General features: G+C 76.8%; 5 protein-coding genes. All 5 read right to left on the reverse strand.

The genetic code is table 11. The features are described from left to right. Positions 1 to 17: 17 nt before the first annotated feature. On the reverse strand, positions 18 to 1,133 hold the full coding sequence (locus KCH_RS01870) for an acyl-CoA dehydrogenase family protein (protein ID WP_035858384.1): 1,116 nt from the start codon (positions 1,131 to 1,133) through the stop codon (positions 18 to 20). Beyond that, a complete protein-coding gene (locus tag KCH_RS01875; protein ID WP_035858386.1) occupies positions 1,126 to 1,395 on the reverse strand; it encodes an acyl carrier protein in 270 nt (89 codons plus the stop codon). Before KCH_RS01875 ends, KCH_RS01870 begins: the two co-directional genes overlap by 8 nt. Positions 1,396 to 1,466: 71 nt before the next feature. Next, on the reverse strand, positions 1,467 to 2,336 hold the full coding sequence (locus KCH_RS01880; protein ID WP_035858388.1) for a 3-hydroxyacyl-CoA dehydrogenase family protein: 870 nt from the start codon (positions 2,334 to 2,336) through the stop codon (positions 1,467 to 1,469). A 17-nt stretch (positions 2,337 to 2,353) separates the two neighbouring features. Continuing rightward, positions 2,354 to 8,608, reverse strand: a complete 6,255-nt coding sequence (locus KCH_RS01885; RefSeq protein ID WP_035858390.1) for a type I polyketide synthase — start codon at positions 8,606 to 8,608, stop codon at positions 2,354 to 2,356. Positions 8,609 to 8,639: 31 nt separating this feature from the next. Then, the gene (locus tag KCH_RS01890; protein WP_425268724.1) at positions 8,640 to 18,833 is read right to left on the reverse strand and encodes a type I polyketide synthase; all 10,194 of its coding nucleotides are present in this window, start codon (positions 18,831 to 18,833) and stop codon (positions 8,640 to 8,642) included. Between the last annotated feature and the right edge of the window lie 81 nt (positions 18,834 to 18,914).

Below are 18,914 nucleotides of genomic sequence, written 5' to 3' on the forward strand. Positions count from 1 at the left end.
GTCGACCGCGGGCCCGCTCACGGCGCCCCCGGGGCGGAGAGGGCGTGCTGCGCCAGCATCAGCCGGCACAGCTCGTTGCTGCCCTCGATGATCTCCATCAGCTTGGCGTCCCGGTACGCCCGGGCCACCGTGTGCCCGTCCCGGGAGCCGGCCGAGGCCAGCACCTGGACGGCCGTCGCCGCGCCGCGGGCGGCCTGGGTGGCGCTGACGTGCTTGGCCAGCACGGTCGCCACCACCTGGTCCGGCGAGCCTTCGTCCCAGCAGCGGCTGGCGTGCTCGCAGGCCCGGGTGGCCACCTGCTCGGCCGTGTAGAGGTCGGCGAGGTGTCCGGCGACGAGCTGGTGCTCCGCGAGCGGCTTGCCGAACTGCTCGCGTCCGGCCGCGTGCGCGGCGGCCGCCGCCAGGCAGGCCCGCAGGATGCCGACGCACCCCCAGGCGACGGACATCCGCCCGTAGGCCAGCGCGGTGGTCACCAGCAGGGCGGGCGGCAGCCCGTGGCCGCCGAGGACGCTGTCGGCGGGCAGCCGCACCCCGTCGAGGTGCACGTCGGCGTGTCCGGCCGCGCGGCAGCCGAGCGGGTCGGCGATCCGCTCGATCCGGACGCCGGGCGCGTCGGCGGGCACCACGACGGCCACCGCGCCGTCCTGGTAGCGGCCGACGATGACCAGCAGGTCGGCGTAGTGGGCGGCGGTCACCCACTTCTTGTGCCCGTCGAGGACGACCGTGTCGCCGTCCCGGCGGACGGTGGTGGTCATCGCGGACAGGTCGCTGCCGGCGCCGGGCTCGCTGAAGCCGACGGCCGCCAGGTCGCCGCCGGTCAGCCGGGGCAGGTGGACGGCCGCCTGCTCGGCGGTGCCCAGGCGGTGGATGGTCCACGCGGCCATGCCCTGGGAGGTCATCACGCTGCGCAGCGAGCTGCACAGGCCGCCCACGTGGGCGGTGTACGCGCCGCTGCTGGTGCTGTCGAGCCCCCAGCCGCCGTACTGCTGCGGGACTTCGGCGCACAGCCGGCCCTCGGCGCCCAGCTCGCGGAGCAGGTCGCGCGGGATGAGGCCGGTCCGGTCCCACTCCTCCGCCAGGTCGCCGACCCGCAGGGCGACGGAGGCCATGGCGCCGCTCAGGTCCTCACCCATGCTGGCCGCCGGCGGGGGCCTGGAGGCGGGCCACCAATTCGGCCATCCGCCGCACGGTGCGGAAGTTGTCCAGCCGCAGGTCCGCGCCCCGGACGGCGATGGCGTAGGTCTTCTCCAGGTGCACCACCACCTGCATGGCGAAGAGCGAGGACAGGCCGCCGGCGTCGAACAGGTCGGTGTCGGCGTCCCAGGCGGTTCCGGTGCGTCCTTCCAGGAACTCCAGCAGTTCCTTCTCCAGGGTGTGGGTGTCGGGCGTGCTCATGGCTGTCTCCTTGTCGGGCTGTTCGGGGCTGTTCGGGGTGTTCGGGGGGCCTTCGAGGGTGTTCGGGCCGCTCAGGTGTAGTCGTAGAAGCCGCGTCCGGACTTGCGGCCGAGCCGGCCCTCGCGGACCAGCCGGAGCAGCAGTTCGGCGGGGCGGCAGCCCTCGTCGCCGGTGCGCTCGTGCAGCACGGTGAGGGAGTCGACGAGGTTGTCGATGCCGATCAGGTCCGCGGTGCGCAGCGGGCCGGTGGGGTGTCCCAGGCAGCCCTGCATCAGGGCGTCGACGTCCTCGGCGGTGGCGGTGCCCTCCTCGACGACCCGTGCCGCGTCGTTGATCATCGGGTGCAGGATGCGGCTGGTCACGAAGCCGGGCGCGTCCCGGACGGTCACCGCCCGCCGCCGCAGCGCCGTGAGCAGGGCCGCCACGGCGGCCATCGCGTGGTCGCCGGTCCTGGCGCCGCGGACCACTTCGGCGGTGCCGATCAGGTAGGGCGGGTTCATGAAGTGGGTGCCGACCAGTTCCTCCGGCCGTTCCAGGGCCCCGGCCAGTTCGTCGACCGGGATGGAGGAGGTGTTGGTGATCAGCAGGGTTCCGGGCCGGACCAGTCCGGAGACCTCGGACAGCACGGCGGCCTTGATCGCGGCGTTCTCGGTGACCGCCTCGACGACGGCGGTGGCTCCGGCGGCGGCCTTGAGCGAGGTGCCGGTCTCCAGGGCGCCGAGGGGCGTCCCGGCGGGCAGTGCGCCCATCAGTTCGGCCAGCCGGAGCTCGCCGTCGATCAGGTCCGCGGCGCGGTCGAGCCGTTCGCGGTCGACGTCGACCAGGTGGACCGGCAGGCCGTGCCCGAGGGCGAGGACGGTGATTCCGACGCCCATCACCCCGGCTCCCAGCACGGTGAGGGCGTGCCGCGGGGGTGAATCGTCGTACGGGGCGGTGGTCAACGGGTTCTCCTTCAGTCTCACGAGCCGTCGGTGGTACGGAGGGTGGTGGCGGGCAGGGTCGCGCCGAGCCAGTCGGCGACGGCGTCGCCGGTGGTCGCGACGTGCTGCTCCATGATCGAGAAGTGGTCTCCGGGGACGTCGACGACGGTGTCGGCGCCGGCCCAGGAGGCGCGCCAGTCGCCGGCGTCGGCGGACGGGCGGCCGAGCGGGGTGGAGGCGCGGACCAGCAGCAGCGGGGCGCCGACCGTCGGGGGCTTCCAGTCGTCGAGCAGCCGGAAGTAGCCGCCCATCGCGGTCAGCCGGGTGCCGTCCATCGGGGCCGCCCGGTCCTCGCGGGCGAACATGCCGCCCAGCAGGACGTCGTTGAACTGGGTGATGCCCCGGTTGTCGGAGAGGTAGGTGTCCAGCAGCACCACGGCCGCCGGGCCCGCGCCGCGCTGCTCCAGCGCGGCGGCCACTCCGTGGGCGAGCGTGCCGCCGGAGGAGGAGCCGGCCAGGATCAGCGTCCGGCCGGGCAGTTCGCGGAGCAGGGTCGTCGCCTGGTAGTCGAGCAGGGCCGCCATGTCGGCGGGCAGTTCCTCCTCTGCGGTGAACCCGGGGGCGTCCAGGGCGGCGACGGCGTAGCGGTCCCGGAAGCGGGAGGCGAAGCGGGCGTACTGGTGGGCGCCGCCGAGGGCGACGACGGAGCCGAAGCAGACCAGGACGGGGGCGTCGGCGCGCTCGTTCAGGCGCAGCAGCCGCGGGCCGGCGCCGGCGGCGGCGTGCTCGCTGCCGCGGTGGAAGGCCGGGCGCAGCGCGGAGGCGTTCTTGAGCAGCGCGATGCCCTCGTCGATCCGGCCGAGTGCGCAGGCCCGGCGGAACAGCACGCTCGCCGGGTCGGTGTCGGCGGGCTCGGTGTCGGGCGCGGCGGCGCCGGTCGGGGGCGCCGCTTCGGCCCGGGGGGTGTCCTCGGTCCGGGCCTCGGCGGCGAGGCGCGCGGCGAGCGCGGCGGGGGTGCCGCTGTCGAAGACGGCGGAGGGCCGCAGCCGCACTCCGGTGACGGCGGCGAGCCGGTTGCGGAGCTCGACCGCGGTCAGCGAGTCGAAGCCGACGGAGAGGAAGGGCGCGGTGGCGGACAGCGCCTCGGAGTCGGTGTGGCCGAGGACTTCGGCGGCCTCGGCGAGGACGAGTTCGCGCAGCACCAGTTCGCGTTCCTGCGCGTCGGCGGCGTTGTCGAGCCGGCGGCGCAGGGCCGCGGCGGCGGTCGGCGCCGCCTTCGCCCCGGCCGGCGCGGCCGGGGTGCGCCGGACCAGCGAGCGCAGCAGCGGGTGCACCGGGCCGTCGCCGCGCACGGTGAGGTCGAGGTGGGCCAGGACGACGGGGCTGCCGTCTCCCGGCGGGGCGGTGTCCGCGGCGCAGACCGTGTCCAGCAGGGCCATCGCCTCCTCGTCGGAGAGGCCGCGGGCGCCGCGCCGGTCGATCCGCCGCCGGTCGGGGGCGGCGAGTTCCGCCGTCATTCCGCTCATCCGCTCCCAGGGCCCCCAGGCCAGCGAGAGGCCGGGGAGTCCGAGCCGCCGGCGTTCCGCGACCAGGGCGTCGAGCGCGGCGTTCGCGGCCGAGTAGGACGCCTGGCCGGGGCTGCCGAGCACGCCCGCGGCGGAGGAGAAGACGAGGAACGCGGCGAGGTCCGCTCCGCGCGTCAACTCGTCGAGGTGGCGGGCGGCGTCGAACTTGGGCCGCAGGACGGCGGCCATCCGCTCCGCCGTCAGCCCGTCCAGCAGGCCGTCGTCGAGCACGCCGGCGGTGTGCACCACGGCGCACAGCGGGTGGCGTTCGGGGACGGCGGCGAGGGCGGCGGCCAGCGCCGGGCGGTCGGACACGTCGCAGCCGAGGGCGGTCAGCTCGGCGCCGGCGGCGGCCAGCTCCGCCGTCAGTTCCGGCAGGCCGGGGGCGTCGGCGCCGCGGCGGCTCAGCACCAGCAGGTGGCGCACGCCGTGCGCGGCGACCAGGTGGCGGGCCAGGACGGCCGCGAGCGCGCCGCCGCCGCTCAGCAGCACCGTGCCCTCGGGCGGCCCGAACGCGCCGGCCGGCCGGGCCGCGGGGTCGGGGGCGGGGGCGGCCGGCGGCCGGACCAGGCGGGGCGCGTACAGCACGCCGTCGCGCAGGGCCGCCTGCGGTTCGCCGGTGGCGAGCAGCTCGGCGAGCGCGTCGCCGAGGCCGTCCTGGTCCGGGCCCTCGATGTCCAGCAGGACGAACCGGTCGGGGTGTTCGAGCTGGGCGGCCCTGAGCAGGCCCCAGACGGCCGCCGCTCCCGGGTCCGCCGGCCGCGGCCGCGCGCCGTGCGGGCCGGTGGCACCCCGGGTGAGCACCACCAGGCGCGTCCGGGCGGTGGTGTCGTCGGCCAGCCGGGCCTGGACGCGGTCCAGGACCTCGGCGGCGACCGCGTGCACCGCGGCGGGGTCCGTACCGTCGGCGGTCGGGGGGCAGGTCAGCAGCACCGCGTCGGCGGTCGCGGGCCGGGGTTCGACGGGGAAGGCGGCGGGCAGCACCCGCTCGTCCCGCGGGCCGAGGAGGCCCCAGCGGGTGACGGGGCGCGGGCCGGGCCCGGCGGTGACCGGCGTCCAGCCGACGTGGAAGACCGAGCCGGAGGACGCCCGCAGCGCCGCGGTGGACGCCGTGCGCAGGGTGAGCGAGCCGACCGTCGCCACGGTGCGTCCCGCGGGGTCGGTGATCCGCGCGGTGACGGCGTCGGGGCCGTCGGGGCGCAGCAGGACGCGCAGGACCGGCGCGTCGGAGGCTTCGAGCGCGACGCGCTGCCAGGAGAACGGCAGCGGGACGCCGTCGGCGGGCTCGGCGGTCGCGGCGCCCTCGCGCAGGCCGGTGGTCTGGAGGGCCGCGTCCAGCAGGGCGGGGTGCACGCCGAAGCCGTCGGCGCCGGTGCCGGGGAGGCCGTCGGGCCGGGCCACTTCGGCGTGGATCGCGTCGGCAGTGCGCCAGGCGGCGCGCAGGCCGCGGAACGCGGGGCCGTAGGCGACGCCGCGGGCTTCGAGCAGCGCGTACAGCTCGTCCACGTCGAGCGGGACGGCGCCGGGCGGGGGCCAGGCGCCGGCCGGTTCGGCCGGGCCGTCCCGCTCGGCGGAGGGGTCGCGGGGGCCGACCGTGCCGGTCGCGTGCCGGGTCCAGGGCCGGTCGCCGGCGTCGGGGGCGGTTTCGGGCCGGGAGTGGAACTCGACCGGCCGCCGGCCGGTGCCGTCGTCGGCGCCCACCCGGACGCGCAGCTGGACGGCGTGGCCGTCGGGCAGCAGCAGCGGGGTGGCGAGGGTGAGTTCCTCCACGAGCGCGCAGCCGTGGTGGCGGCCCGCGTGGGCGGCCAGTTCGACGAGGGCCGCGCCTGGCAGGATCACCGCTCCGGCCACGGCGTGGTCGGCGAGCCAGGGGTGGGTGGCCGCGGAGAGCCGGCCGGTGAAGAGGGTGCCCGCGTCGTCGGGCAGGTCGATCGCGGCGCCGAGCAGCGGGTGGTCGGCGGCGGACTGGCCGCTGGCGGCCTGGTCGCGGTCGGCGGGCAGGGCGTCGAGCCAGTAGCGGCGGCGCTGGAAGGCGTAGGTGGGCAGGTCCACCCGCCGGGCGCCGGTTCCCGCGAAGATCCGCTCCCAGTCGACCCGCAGGCCCCGGACGTGTGCGGCGGCGAGGGCGAGTTGGAGCCGGCGGAGCCCTCCGGCTCCGCGCCGCAGGGTGTCGAGCACCACCGTCTCCGGGGCGCCCGCGTCGGCGGCCGTGTCCTCGATGCCGTACATCAGGGCCGGCTGCGGGCTGGACTCGATGAACACGCGGTGGCCGGCGGCGAGGAGCGCGCGGGTCGCCTGCTCGAACTCGACGGTCTGCCGCAGGTTGCGGTACCAGTACTCCGCGTCCAGGGCCTTCGTGTCCAGCAGGCCGCCGGTCACGCTGGAGTAGTACGGCACCGCGCCGGACTGCGGGACGATGCCGTCCAGGTCGGCGAGCAGCCGCTCGCGGACCTCTTCCACGTGCGCGGAGTGCGAGGCGTAGTCCACCTCGATGGAGGTCGCCCACACCCCTTCTTCCAGGAGTTCCGCGACCAGTGCCGCCACCGCGTCCGCGTCGCCCGAAACCGCTGTCGAGGACGGGCCGTTGACGGCGGCCACCGACAACCCGCCGGCGATCCGCTCCCGTACCGCCTCGACCGGCAGCGGCACCGAGGCCATGCCGCCCCGGCCCGCCAGCGCCGCCACCGCTCGGGAGCGCAGGGCCACCACTCGCGCGCCGTCCTCCAGGCTCAGACCGCCCGCCACCACGGCGGCGGCGATCTCGCCCTGCGAGTGGCCGACCACCGCATCCGGGACGACGCCGAACGAGCGCCACACCTCCGCGAGCGAGACCATCACCGCCCACAGAACGGGCTGCACCACGTCCACCCGCGCCAACAGCGCCTCCGAACCGAGAGCCTCCGTCAACTCCCAATCCACATAAGGCGCCAGCGCCCGCGCACACTCCCCCATCCGCGCCGCGAAGACCTCCGACCCGGCCAGCAGCTCCACGGCCATGCCCACCCATTGCGACCCCTGGCCCGGGAACACCAGCACCGACCGGCCCGGGACCGGCCCGCCGCCGACCGGCACGCTCACCGAGCCCTTGCCCCGCGACAGGGCGGCGAGCCCGGCCAGCAGCTCGTCCCGGTCCGCGCCCACCACCACCGCCCGCTCGGCGAACCGCGAACGGCCCGCCAGCAGCGAATGGCCCACGTCCAGCAGGCTCAGGTCCGGTTCCGCCGTGACCCGCTCGTGCAGCGCCGCCGCCTGCGCGCGCAGCGCCGCCGGGGTGCGGGCCGACAGGATCCAGGGGACGGCGGCCGGTGCGGCCGGCCGGTCGACCGGCTCGTCGGTGGCGGCGGGGGCCTGTTCGAGGATGACGTGGGCGTTGGTGCCGCTGGCGCCGAAGGAGGACACCCCGGCCCGGCGCGGCCGTCCGGTCTCCGGCCAGGGGGTGGCCTCGGTGAGCAGGGTGACGGCGCCCTCGGTCCAGTCGATCCGGGGTGAGGGGCGGTCGACGTGCAGGGTGCGCGGCATCAGGCCGTGCCGGATGGCGAGCACCGACTTGATGATCCCGCCGACGCCCGCGGCGGCCTGGGTGTGGGACAGGTTGGACTTCAGCGAGCCCAGCCGCAGCGGCTGCCCGGCGGGCCGGTCCTGCCCGTAGGTGGCCATCAGCGCCTGGGCCTCGATCGGGTCGCCGAGGACGGTGCCGGTGCCGTGCGCCTCGACCATGTCCACCTCGGCCGGGGCGAGTCCGGCGTGGGCGAGCGCGCTGCTGATGACGCGCTGCTGCGCGGGCCCGTTCGGGGCGGTCAGCCCGTTGCTGGCGCCGTCCTGGTTGACGGCCGAGCCGCGGATGACGGCCAGCACGGGGTGCCCGGCGCGCCGGGCGTCCGAGAGCCGTTCCAGCAGCAGCAGGCCCAGGCCCTCCCCGAATCCGGCGCCGTCCGCCGCGGCCGAGAAGGACTTGCTGCGCCCGTCGGGCGCCAGGCCGCGCTGGCGGCTGAATCCGACGTACAGGCCGGGGGTGGCCATCACGGTCACCCCGCCGGCCAGCGCGAGGGTGGTGTCGCCGGCGCGCAGGCCCTGGCAGGCGAGGTGGACGGCGACCAGCGAGGACGAGCAGGCGGTGTCCAGGGTGACCGCCGGGCCCTCCAGGCCCAGGGTGTAGGCGATCCGGCCGGAGGCGACGCTCGGGATGGTGCCGGTGCCGAGGAAGCCCTCCACCTCGTCGGGCACCCGGCCGAGGCGCGACCCGTACTCGCTGTAGATCACTCCGGTGTAGACGCCGGTGCGGCTGCCGCGCAGGGTGGCCGGGTCGATGCCGGCGCGTTCCACCGCCTCCCAGGACGCTTCCAGCAGCAGCCGCTGCTGCGGGTCCATGGCCAGCGCCTCGCGCGGCGAGATGCCGAAGAAGCCGGCGTCGAAGCCGGTCGCGTCGTGCAGGAAGCCGCCCTCGCGGACGTAGAAGGTGCCGGGGGTGTCGGGGTCGGCGTCGAAGCCGCCCTCGACGTCCCAGCCGCGGTCGGTGGGGAACGGCGAGACCGCGTCGCGCTCCTTGGACAGCAGCTCCCACAGGTCTTCCGGGGTGCGGACGCCGCCGGGGTAGCGGCAGCTCATCGCCACGACGGCGATGGGCTCGGCGGCGTCGTCGCGGAGCCGCCGGTTCTCCTGCCGCAGGCGCTGGTTGTCCAGCAGCGAGGCGCGCAGGGCGGCGACCACCTGGTCCGTGTCGGTGGGCATGGCGGTGGACTTCTCCTTCTGCGGCTGTCGGTCAGTCACGGTCGCCGTCCAGGGCCATCCGGACGAGGTCGTCCACGGCCATGCCGTGGATGTCGGCGGCGGGCGCCGGCGCCTCCGCCGTGCCCGGCCGGTCGGCGAGGGCGAGCAGCGCGTCGAGCAGGCCGGCCCGGCGCAGCGCGGCGGGCGGGATCGCGGCGAGCAGCGAGCCGATCTCGTGGTCCGCGCGGTCCGGCGTGCCGGTGGCGGCGGGACTGCCCGGCCCGTCGGGGGCCAGGCGCCCGGCGAGGTGGCGGGCGACGGCGGCCGGGGTGGGGTGGTCGAAGACCAGGGTCGCGGGCAGCCGGCGGCCGGTGGCGGCGCCGAGCCGGTTGCGGAGCTCGACGGAGGTGAGCGAGTCGAAGCCGAGGTCCTTGAACGCCTGGTCCGGGTCGACGGCCGCGGCCCCGCCGTGGCCGAGGACGTCGGCGGCCCGGCTCCGCACCAGGTCGAGCAGGGCGGCGAGGCGCTCCTCCGGGCCGAGGTCGGCGAGCCGGCGGCGCAGCGAGTCCGCTTCGGCCGCGTCCGCCCCGGAGGCGGGTCGGCGGGCGGCACCGGGGACCAGGGCGGACAGCAGGGCGGGGACGGGCCCGGTCCGGGCTGCCGTCCGGAGCCGGCCGAGGTCGATCTTGACCGGGACGAGCAGCGCTTCGTCCAGGGTGAGCGCCGCGTCGAACAGGGCCAGGCCCTCTTCGCTGCCGATGGCCGCGGTGCCTCCCCGGGACATCCGTCGCAGGTCGGCGGCGCCGAGCGTGCCGGTCATGGTGCTGCGCTGCGCCCACAGGCCCCAGGCGAGCGACTGGGCGGGCAGGTCGAGGGCGCGCCGGTGCTGGGCGAGCGCGTCGAGGAAGGCGTTGGCGGCCGCGTAGTTGCCCTGCCCGGCGTTGCCGACCGTGGCGGACGCGGAGGAGAACAGGACGAAGGCCGACAGCGGCAGCTCGCGGGTGAGGTCGTGCAGGTGGAGGGCCGCGTCGACCTTGGGCCGCAGGACGTGGCGCATCCGCTCGGGGGTCAGCGACTCGACCGTCCCGTCGTCCAGGACGCCGGCCGCGTGGACGACCGCGCACAGCGGCCGGTCGGCGGGAAGGCCGGCGAGCAGGGCGGCGAGCGCGTCCCGGTCGGCGACGTCGCAGGCCGCCACGTCCACCCGGGCGCCGTGCCCGCGCAGTTCGGCGGCGAGGTCGGCCAGGCCGGGGGCGGCCGCGCCGCGCCTGCCGACGAGCAGCAGGTTCCGCACGCCGTGCGCGGTCACCAGGTGCCGGGCCACCAGGCCGCCGAGCGCGCCGCCGGCCCCGGTGACGAGGACGGTTCCGCCGTCCGCGCCGATGCCGGCCGGCGCGGCCCGGTCCGGCTCCGCGGCGGCGGCCCGGGTGAGGCGGGCGGCGAGCAGCCGTCCGGAGCGGATCGCCAGCTGGGGTTCCGTTCCGGCCAGCGCCCGGGGCAGCAGGCCGGTCACGGCGGCCGGGTCGTCGGTGTCGATCAGCAGGAAGCGGTCCGGGTGCTCGGACTGGGCGGAGCGGACGAGGCCGCGGACTGCCGCGCCGGCGAGGTCGGTGACCTCCTCGCCGGCCGCCGTGGCGACCGCGCCCCGGGTGACGAGCACGAGCCGCGTGCCCTCCTCCCACCGCGGGTCGGCCAGCCAGTCCTGGACGAGCCGCAGGGCGTCGTCCAGCGCGCTGTGCACGGATGCGGCGTCGGGCGGGGACGGGACGGGCGGGGTGCGGTCGCACCAGGCCAGCACCGCGGTGGGCGACGGCGCTCCGGCGTCCAGCGCGGCGCCGAGCGCGGCCAGGTCCGGGTGGCTGTCCGGGAAGAGCTCGCCACCGCCGAGGACGGCCCAGCTCCCGAGGGGACCGGCGGGCGCGGTGGCGGGCGCCTCCGCCCACTGCACCCGGTAGAGGGACTCCGGGCCTCCGCCGGGGCGGAGGGCGTCGAGGTCGATCGGGCGGACGGCGAGCGCCTCGACCGACACGACCGGGAGGCCGTGCGGGTCGGTCGCGTCGATCGACACCGAGCCGTCCGGCCGGAAGCCGAGCCGCACCCGGAGCGCGGTGGCCCCGGAGGCGTGCAGCCCGACCCCGCTCCAGGAGAACGGTAGTCCGGCGGACGGCCGGCCCTGGCCCGCCCCGGTCCCCGGCTCGGCGCGCAGGAACAGCCCCTGGAGGGCGGCGTCCAGGAGTGCGGGGTGCACGCCGAACGCGGAGCCGGACCGGTGCTGGTCCTCCGGCAGGCGGACCTCGGTGAAGACCTCCTCGCCCCGGCGCCAGGCAGTGGTGAGCCCGCGGAAGGCGGGCCCGTAGCCGTAGCCGGAGGCGTGGAACCGCTCGTACAGGTCGTCGACGGGGATCGGCACGGCACCGGCCGGGGGCCACGCTCCCTCGCCGCCCGGTACGGGCGCGGGCGTCTCGGCCCCGGCGGTGATCCGGCCGGTCGCGTGCGCGGTCCACTGCGGGGTCGCCGCGTCCTCACGGCACGAGAACAGGTCCAGCGAGCGGCCCCCCTGCGCGTCCGGAGCGCCGACCCGCACCTGCACCCGGACGGCGGTGTCGACGGGTATCAACAGCGGCTGCTGGAGCGTCAGTTCCTCCACCAGCCGGCACCCGGCCTCGTCGGCGGCGCGTACGGCGAGTTCCGCGAAGGCCGCGCCGGGCAGCAGGACCGTACCGGCCACCGCATGGTCGGCCAGCCAGGGATGGGTGCGCAGCGAGAGCCGGCCGCTGAGCAGCAACTCCCCCGTGTCGGCCAGCTCGACGGCCGCCCCCAGGACGGGGTGGTCGGCCGGGTCGAGCCCGGCCGCGCCCACATCCGCCGCCGCGACGGGCGCCGGCTCGGGCCAGTAGCGGGTGCGCTGGAAGGCGTACGTCGGCAGCTCGACGCGACGCGCACCCGGGAACGCCCCCGACCAGTCGACGCCCAACCCGCGCTCCCACGCGCGACCGACCGCGCGCAGCACCTGCGCCGGGCCGCCCTCGCCACGGCGCAAGGTCCCCAACACCGCGGCTTCGACCCCCGCGGCCTCCACCGACTCCCCCACCGCCACGCCCAGCACCGCATGCGGGCTGGACTCGACGAAGAACCGGAAGCCCTCCTCCAGCAGCGCTTCGGTGGCCCGGCCGAACTCGACGGTCTGCCGCAGGTTGCGGTACCAGTACTCGGCGTCCAGCGCCTTCGTGTCGAGCCAGCCGGCCGTCACCGTCGAGAAGAACGGCACCCCACCGGAGACCGGCACGATGCCGTCCAGGTCGGCGAGCAACCGCTCCCGGATCTCCTCCACGTGCGCGGAGTGCGAGGCGTAGTCCACCTCGATCAGGCGCGCCCGCACCCCCTCGGCCTGGAACTCCTCCACCAGTGCGGCCACCGCGTCCGCATCACCCGACACCACTGTCGAGGACGGGCCGTTGACGGCGGCCACCGACAGCTGGCCCGCGATGCGCTCCCGCACCGCCTCCACCGGCAACGGCACCGAGGCCATGCCGCCGAGTCCGGCCAGCGCCCGGATGGCCAGGCTCCGCAGGGCAACGACCTTCGCCCCGTCCTCCAGACTCAGACCACCCGCCACCACAGCCGCCGCGATCTCCCCCTGCGAGTGACCCACCACCGCATCCGGCACCACACCGAACGACCGCCACACCTCGGCCAGCGACACCATCACCGCCCACAACACCGGCTGCACCACATCGACCCGGGCGAGCAGCGCCTCCGAGCCGAGCGCCTCCGTCAACTCCCAGTCGACGTACGGCGCCAGCGCCTGCGCACACTCCCCCATCCGCGCCGCAAAAACCTCCGACCCGGCCAACAGCTCCACAGCCATCCCGACCCACTGCGACCCCTGACCCGGGAACACCAGCACCGAACGGCCGTCGACCGGGCGACCGCCGTCCCACGCTCCCGAGTCGTCGTCGGCCATCCGGCCGAGCAGAGTGGGGAGTTGGTCGCCGTTCCCGACCAGGGCCTTGCGGTATTCGAAGGCGGTGCGCGCGTGCAGGGCGGCCCCGATGTCGCGCGGGTCGGATCCGGGGGTGCGGTCGAGGTGGCGGCGGAGCCGGTCGGCCTGGAGGCGCAGGGCCTGCGGGCTCTTCGCGGACAGCAGCCAGGGCACCGCCGGTACGACGGGGGTGCGCGCGGCCGGCGGGGCGTCGTCCTCCTGGGGAGTGTGCTCGAGGATGGTGTGGACGTTGGTGCCGCTCAGGCCGAAGGAGGACACGCCGGCCCGGAAGGGGCGGCCGTGGCGCGGCCAGGGCTGGTGCTCGGTGGCGAGGGCCAGCGCTCCGCGTGTCCAGTCGACGTGGCTGGAGGGCGTGCCGACGTGCAGGGTGCGGGGCACCTGTCCGTGCTGCATGGACAGCACCGTCTTGATGACTCCCGCCACGCCCGAGGCCGCCTGGGCGTGGCCGAGGTTGGACTTGAGGGAGCCGACCAGCAGGGGCTGTTCGGCGGGCCGGTCCTGGCCGTAGGTGGCCAGCAGGGCCTGGGCCTCGATGGGGTCGCCGAGGGTGGTGCCGGTGCCGTGTGCCTCGACCACGTCCACGTCGGCGCTCGTCAGGCCCGCGTCCGCGAGGGCGGCCCGGATCACCCGTTGCTGCGAGGGGCCGTTGGGGGCGGCGAGTCCGTTGCTGGCGCCGTCCTGGTTGATCGCCGAGCCGCGGACCACGGCCAGTACCGGGTGGCCGTTGCGGCGGGCGTCCGAGAGCCGTTCCAGCAGCAGGACGCCGACGCCTTCGCCCATGCCCATGCCGTCCGCGTCGTCGGAGAAGGCCTTGCAGCGGCCGTCCTCGGCGAGTCCCCGCTGCCGGGAGAAGCTGATCAGGGAGCCGGGGGTCGCCATCACGGCGACGCCGCCGACCAGGGCGAGCGAGCAGTCGCCGCCGCGCAGCGCCCGGCCGGCGTAGTGCATGGCGACGAGGGAGGAGGAGCAGGCCGTGTCCACGGTGACCGCGGGGCCTTCGAGGCCCAGGGTGTAGGCGACCCGGCCGGAGACGACGCTTGGTGCGCTGCCGGTGAGCAGGTGGCCGTCGCCTTGCTCGGACTGGGCGACGACGGCCGCGTAGTCGGCGTAGTTGACGCCGGTGAAGACGCCGGTGCGGCTGCCGCGCAGGGCGGCCGGGTCGATGGCGGCGCGTTCGATCGCCTCCCAGGTGGTCTCCAGGAGCAGCCGCTGCTGGGGGTCCATGGCGAGGGCCTCGCGCGGCGAGATGCCGAAGAACTCGGCGTCGAACTGGGCGACGTCGTGCAGGAAGCCGCCGTGCCGGGTGGTGGAGGTGCCGGGGTGGTCGGGGTCGGGGTGGTAGAGCGCTTCCAGGTCCCAGCCGCGGTCGGTGGGGAGTTCCGAGACGACGTCGCCGCCGTCGGCGAGGAGCTGCCACAGGTCCTCGGGGGTGCCGATGCCGCCGGGGAAGCGGCAGGCCATGGAGACGATGGCGAGCGGCTCGTCGGCGGGCGCGGGCGGCTGCGCGGCGGTGTCGGGGCCGGCGGGGGCGGGTTCGGCGTCCGGCCGGCCGAGCAGTTCGGCGCGGATCTCCCGGGCGAGTGCGGTGGACGACGGGTGGTCGAAGATCAGGGTGGACGGCAGCCGCAGTCCGGTGGCGGTGTTGAGCCGGTTGCGGAGTTCGACGGCGGTGAGGGAGGCGAATCCCATGTCCTGGAAGGCCATGCCGGGCCGGATCGCGTCCACCTCGGCGTGGCCGAGGACGGCTGCCGCGTGGGTGCGGACCAGGTCGAGCAGCAGGCGGTGCTGTTCGGGTTCGCCGAGGGCGGCGAGCCGTTCGCGCAGCAGTGCGGCGGCGGGTGCCGCGGCGTCGCCGGTCGTGGCCTCCAGGGCACGGCGGGCTTCGGGGACGCCGGTCAGCAGCGGGCTGGGGCGGCCGGAGGTGAAGACGGCGGCGAACCGCTCCCAGTCGACGTCGGCGACGGCGAGGACGGTCTCGTCGTCGTCGAGGGCCTGCTGCAGGGCGTGGACGGCCAGGTCGGGGGCGATCCGGGGCAGGCCGTGCTCCTCCAGGTTGAACAGGTCGGCGTCGGCTCCGGCGGCCCGGTCCTGGTAGGGGTTCTCGGCCTGCCAGATGCCCCAGTCGACGGTGGTGGCGGTGAGGCCGCGGGCGCGGCGGTGCTGGGCCAGGGCGTCGAGGTAGGCGTTGGCCGCGGCGTAGGCGCCGTGGTCGCCGCTGCCCCAGACTCCGGCGATCGAGGAGAACAGGACGAAGGCGTCGAGTTCGCGGTCGAGCAGGGCGTCGAGGTGTTCGGCGCCGGCGGCCTTGGCGGCGACGATCTGCTCGAACGCGGACATCGGTGTGCCGTCCAGCGGGGCGAGCGCGACGAAGGCGGCCGCGTGGACGACCGCGGTGACCGGGTCGCCCGCCGTCTCCAGGCCGGTGAGCAGTGCGGCGACGGCCTGACGGTCCGCCAGGTCGCAGACGGGCAGGGTGAGTCGGACGCCGAGGGCGGCCAGTTCCGCGGTGAGTTCGGCCGCGCCGGGTGCCTGGGGGCCGCGGCGGCCGGGGAGGACGAGGTGGGTGGCGCCGCTGCGGGCCAGCCAGCGGACGAGGTGCGGGCCGACGGCGCCGGTGCCGCCGGTCAGCAGGACGGTGCCGCGGGGCTTCCAGGGCGTCGTGCGGCGGCCCTCGTTCCGGGGGGCGCGCCGGAGGCGGCGGGCCAGCAGGCCGGTGGGGCGCAGCGCGAGCTGGTCCTCGCGGCCGGGGCCGGTGGCGGTCAGTGCGGCGGCGAGCCGGGTGCGGGCGCGGGCGTCGAGGTCGGGCGGCAGGTCGACGAGTCCGCCCCAGCGGGTGGACTGTTCGAGCGCGGCCACCAGTCCGGTGCCCCAGACCAGGGCCTGGCGGGGGTCGGTGACCGGGTCGTCGGGGCCCGTGGACACGGCCCCGGTGGTGGCGCACCAGAGGGGTGCGGTGAGGCCGAGGTCTCCCAGGGCCTGCACCAGCGCGACGGTGAGGGCCGTCCCGGCGGGCAGGGCCGGGTGCTCGGGGTGCGGCCGGTCGGCGGCGGCCAGCAGCGACAGCACGCCGGTCGGGACGCGGTCGCCGAGGGCGCCGGCGAGCGTGTCGGCGAGCTCGGTGCGGCGGACGGCGGCGTCCGTGAGCGCGGCCGTGACGACGGTGGCGCCCGCTTCGGTGAGGGCGAGCAGCGGGCCGCGGACCCGGGCGTCGTCCTCGTGTCCGGCGGGCAGGACGACCAGCCAGGTGCCGGCGGCGACGGCGGGCGGCGGCTCGGGCAGCGGCTGCCAGCCGATGCGGTAGCGCCAGGAGTCGACGACGCTCTCCGCGCGCCGCTGCTGGCGCCAGCCGCGCAGGGCGGGCAGCACGGGGGCGAGGGCGTCCTCGTCGACGGCGAGCCGGGCGGCGATCTCGGCCGGGGTCTCGTGGTCGACCAGCTGCCAGAAGGCCGTGTCGTGCGGGTCGGCGGCCGGGGCGGTGTCGGGCCGCGCCTCCGGCTCCAGCCAGTAGCGGCGCAGCTGGAAGGGGTATCCGGGCAGCGCGGTCGGGCGGGCGCCGGTGCCGGCGTACACCGCGGACCAGTCGACGGCGGCGCCCGCCACCCACAGTTCGGCGGCGGAGCGCAGTGCCCGGCGCAGTCCGCCCTCGTCGCGGCGCAGGGTGCCGACGACCACGGGCGGCTCCGCGGCGCCGGTGGCCTCGGCGGTGTCCTGGAGGGCCATGGTCAGCACCGGGTGCGGCGACACCTCGACGAAGACCTCGTGGCCCTGCTCGACCAGGGAGCGCACGGCGGCGTCGAAGCGGACGGTCCCGCGGAGGTTGCGGTACCAGTAGTCGGCGTCCATCTCCGTGGTGTCGAGCCGGTCGCCGGTGACGGTGGAGTACAGCGGGATCCGGGCCGGGAGCGGGCGCACGCCGGCCAGTGCGGCCAGCACCTCGGACCTGATCCGTTCGACCTGGGCCGAGTGCGAGGCGTAGTCCACGGGCACGGCGCGGGCCCGGACGCCCTGCGCGCCGCAGTGGGCGAGCAGTTCGGCCAGTGCCCGGCTCTCTCCCGAGACCACCACGGCGGCGGGCCCGTTGACGGCGGCCACCGACAGCTTCCCGTCCCAGGGGGCGATCTCGGTGCGGACCTGCTCCTCGGGCAGGGACACCGCGACCATGCCGCCGAGTCCGGCCAGCGCCCGGATGGCCCGGCTGCGCAGGGCGACGACCTTCGCGCCGTCCTCCAGGCTCAGCGCGCCCGCGACCACGGCGGCGGCGATCTCGCCCTGGCTGTGTCCGACCACGGCGTCGGGCCGGACGCCCCAGGACTCCCAGTGCGCGGCCAGCGCCACCATCACCGCCCACAGCGCCGGCTGCACCACGTCCACCCGGTCCAGCGAGGGCGCCCCGGGCGCGCCCGCCAGGACGGCGGGGAGCCGCCAGTCGACGTGGGCGGAGAGCGCGGCGTCGCAGGCGGCGAGGCGGTCGCGGAAGGCGGGGCTGTCGGCGAGCAGGTCCAGGGCCATGCCGGCCCACTGGGAGCCCTGGCCGGGGAACACCAGGGCGGTCCGGCCCTCGACCACCCGGCCGGTGCCCGTGACGACCTCGGCGGACGCGGCAGCGTCCGGGAGCTCCGTGCCCGCTCCGGACAGCGCGGCGAGGCCGTCCAGCAGGGCGTGCTGCCCGTCGCCGATCACCACGGCCCGGTGTTCGAAGGCGGACCGGGTGGTCGCCAGCGAGTACCCGAGGTCGGCCGGCCGGGCGGGCGCACCCGCCGCGAGCCGGGCGTGCAGCCGGGCCGCCTGCTCGCCGAGCGCGGCCGCGGTGCGGCCGGACAGCACCCAGGGCAGCACCGCCCCGGGCACCGGTTCCGGCCCGCCGGCCGGCTCGGGCTCCGACTCCGGCGCCTGTTCGAGGACGACGTGCGCGTTGGTGCCGCTCATGCCGAAGGAGGAGACCCCGGCGCGGCGCGGCCGGTCGACGGCGGGCCAGTCGCGGGCCTCGGTGAGGAGTTCGACGGCGCCCGAGGCCCAGTCGGCGTGCGGGGTGGGCGCGTCCACGTGCAGGGTGCGCGGCAGGATGCCGTGGCGCAGCGCGAGGACCGTCTTGATGACTCCGGCGACGCCGGCGGCGGCCTGGGTGTGCCCGATGTTGGACTTCAGCGAGCCCAGCCACAGCGGCCGCCCGGCGGGCCGGTCCTGGCCGTAGGTGGCCAGCAGGGCGTCGGCCTCGATCGGGTCGCCGAGGGTGGTGCCGGTGCCGTGCGCCTCCACGGCGTCCACGTCGGCGGCCGTCAGGCCCGCGTCCGCGAGTGCGGCCCGGATGACCCGCTGCTGCGACGGGCCGTTCGGCGCGGTCAGGCCGTTGCTGGCGCCGTCCTGGTTGATCGCCGAGCCGCGCAGCACGGCCAGCACCGGACGGCCGTTGCGGCGGGCGTCCGACAGCCGCTCCAGCAGCAGCATGCCGACGCCCTCGCCCCAGCCGGTGCCGTCCGCGGCCGCCGCGAACGGCTTGCAGCGGCCGTCGGGGGACATCGCGCCCTGCCGGCTGAACTCGACGAAGACCGCCGGCAGCGCCATCACGCTGACCCCGCCGGCAAGGGCGAGCGAGCACTCGCCGGCCCGCAGCGCCCGCGCCGCCAGGTGCAGCGCCACCAGCGAGGAGGAGCAGGCGGTGTCCACGGTGACGGCGGGGCCCTCCAGGCCGAGCGCGTAGGAGACCCGCCCGGACATCACGCTCATCGAGTTCCCCGTCATCAGGAACCCCTGGACGGCTTCGGCGGCGCCGGAGCCCAGCGTCGCGTACCCCTGGTCGATGGCCGCGGCGTACACCCCGGTGCGGCTGCCCCGCAGGGTGAGCGGGTCGATGCCGGCCTGCTCGACGGCCTCCCAGGACGTCATCAGCAGCATCCGCTGCTGCGGGTCCATCGCGACCGCCTCGCGGGGCGAGATGCCGAAGAACTCCGGGTCGAAGTCGGCCGCGCCGTCCAGGAACGCCCCCCGCCCGGGGACGGTGCCGCCGGACGGCCAGGCGCGCTCCCAGCCCCGGTCGCCGGGGACGGGCGCGACGGTGTCGCGGCCTTCGGCGAGCAGCTCCCACAGCTCCTCCGGGGTGCGGACCCCGCCGGGGAAGCGGCAGCTCATCGCCACGATCGCGATCGGCTCGCCGGCCCGGGCCTCGGCCTCCCGGAGCCGCTGCCGGGTCTCGCGGAGGTCGATGGTCACCCGGTTGAGGTAGTCGCGCATCCTCTGGTCGCTCACTGGACACCGCTGCTTTCGTCTCGGGCTGCTCGGGTCTCGTCCCGGAGGACGCGGGGGGTGCGGGGCGCGCGGGAGGCGCGG

It is taken from the genome of Kitasatospora cheerisanensis KCTC 2395 (assembly GCF_000696185.1).
GTDB lineage: Bacteria > Actinomycetota > Actinomycetes > Streptomycetales > Streptomycetaceae > Kitasatospora > Kitasatospora cheerisanensis.